A 2,303-nucleotide genomic window follows, 5' to 3' on the forward strand; every position below is an offset into this window, starting at 1 on the left:
GAAAGCGGGATCGTTTTTGCGATCGGGTTGACGGGGCCAACGAGGAGGCATAAGCAGTGATCAGTTGTCAATTATCAGTTATCAGTGTACCGGTTTTTTTAGCTAAGTTAAGTTGCCAGAGTTCCTATCCTAACCAAGAAGTTAATTTTGTCCTATTACTTATCTACTGGTGGCGATTTCCACTTCGGGTAAGATTTCTAAAGATAAACGGGTTCTGACAGTGCCGGAAAGACGTTTAAGCAGTTGTGGGCGTAAATCGCGCAGAATATAGATTAATTCGTCTCCCGTGCGCCATTCTTCCCTTTCTGTGACTACCTGTAGGGAATTATCGCGACGCAATAGTAGGGGCAGCAGTTCGCCATTTTCGATTAATTTAGTTAATCTGGTTTGTTGTTCGCTCAAATCATCGCCTTTAAAGATGGTTTTACCTAATTTAATCTGATTATCGTCTAAATACTGATTCCATTCCTTGACCGAAAAACTAGGCAGAAAAACCTGATTAACCTTATTTTTATCTGGGTTGGGGGTTCCCGCAAAGGCAGCCAACACCCGGGGAGGATGAAATTCCTCCCTGGCTCTTTGGGCTAAAACCAGATTAACCTCGCTATTATTAGTCAAAACCAGAAAAGTCCCCATGGATTCGATGCCCGCTTCTTGCAGTATTTTTGTATCAAGTGCGCTACTCTGCAGCACCGTCAAACCCTCTTCTTTTGCTTGCTGACAGGCTGCGGCATCCGTATCGATTAAAACCACGTTTTCCCCTTGTTCTTGGAATAAAGAACCGATTAAGCGACCTAGGGGATTACAACCGACGATTACTGCCCCTGTTGCCGCAGAAGAAGTGATTTTTAGCCCTTTTGCCACCCACCGCGCCGTTAATCCCTGAATAAAAACGGTCATTAAAATTGTTAAAAAGACTAAAGCTTTGATCGCTTCACCGCCATTAATACCGGCACGGGTGAGTAAAATAGCAAATAAAGAAGCTACAGAAGCCGAAACGATTCCCCTAGGGGCAACCCAAGCGATAAATAGCTTATGTCGCCAATTTAGGTCACTTTTTAGGGTACACAAGGCCACACTCAGGGGACGCACCACCAGCATCAAGACTAACACCGTCAGGACGCTGCCCCAACCCAAAGCGATGACACTGGCGATCGAAAGATCCGCCGCTAGTAAAATAAACAGTACCGACACGCAAAGAGTCGTTAATTGACCCTTAAAACGTCTTAATAACCGCTCATCGGGAACTGCCGCCGCTTTTAGCACAATTCCCGCCATTACCACCGCCATTAACCCCGATTCACTGCGACTAAATTGCGATAAACCGAATAATCCCCAGACTCCCGCTAAAACCACGAGATTCTTTAACTCAAAAGTCAGAAAATTGCAAGTTTTTATAATAAAACTTAACAATCCGCCTCCAGCAATGCCGATCGCCGCCCCGATGCCTAAACGCAGGGTTAAACCAGTGATAATTTCCATGGGGCGGGAATGACTATCAATAATCGTATTTAGCACCACTACGGCTAAAATTGCGCCCACAGGGTCGATTAATACCCCTTCCCCTTCCAAAAGCGTCGCCACCCGTCGATCTACGGCTACTTGCTTCAGCAAAGGCCCGATCACCGTCGGACCGGTTACTACCACTAAAGAAGCGTAAAGAAAAGCGATCGGCCAGGGAAATTCCCCCAACCAGTGGGCCGCCATACCGCCACCGATGAGAGTGATGGAAGTACCGAGGGTGACAAGATTGCGTAAACTGCCAGAAACTCGCCCTAATTCCCGTCCGCTTAAGCTTAAACCGCCTTCAAATAGGATAATCGCCACAGAGAGGGCAACAAGGACTTCTAAGCCAATTCCCAGACTTTGGGGGTGTAAAATTTCCCAACCATCGGACCCTAAAGCAATCCCAAAAATGAGCAGGAAAACAATACTGGGAACTTTCAGGTATTCGGCAATGACTTGGGCTGTAATCCCCGCCACCACAGTGATGACAATTTGCAGGGTAAGGGCGAAAGATGGATCCATGTTTAGCGATCGGTTATCGGCTATCGAGGCGGGGTTATGGTTGGGGTTTAATCATTCTAATTTTGACTCTCCCCCGCTAACCGCTCGCGCGGTGTAGCGGGAGATTCTCGGTTCATAGGTTTTTAACTAGATCGACCTGGTTTAACCGGTCGATCCCCGTCAAATCGCCTCCGCGAGCGTTTTCTAACACGGTCAGTCCGACCGCATTTTTTCCTCGGTTCTCAATTACCTTCGCTGATGCCGTATCTCTCGGTTCAATGTGGCCGCAAGAATCA

The 2,303-nt window shown here is 47.2% G+C and carries 1 protein-coding gene; it reads right to left on the minus strand.

The window, feature by feature from the left end:
* Positions 1-159: 159 nt before the first annotated feature.
* A complete protein-coding gene (locus PX481_RS01810; RefSeq protein ID WP_288093384.1) occupies positions 160-2,028 on the minus strand; it encodes a cation:proton antiporter in 1,869 nt (622 codons plus the stop codon).
* Between the last annotated feature and the right edge of the window lie 275 nt (positions 2,029-2,303).

The sequence above is a fragment of the Microcystis sp. M53603_WE2 genome (assembly GCF_030065435.1).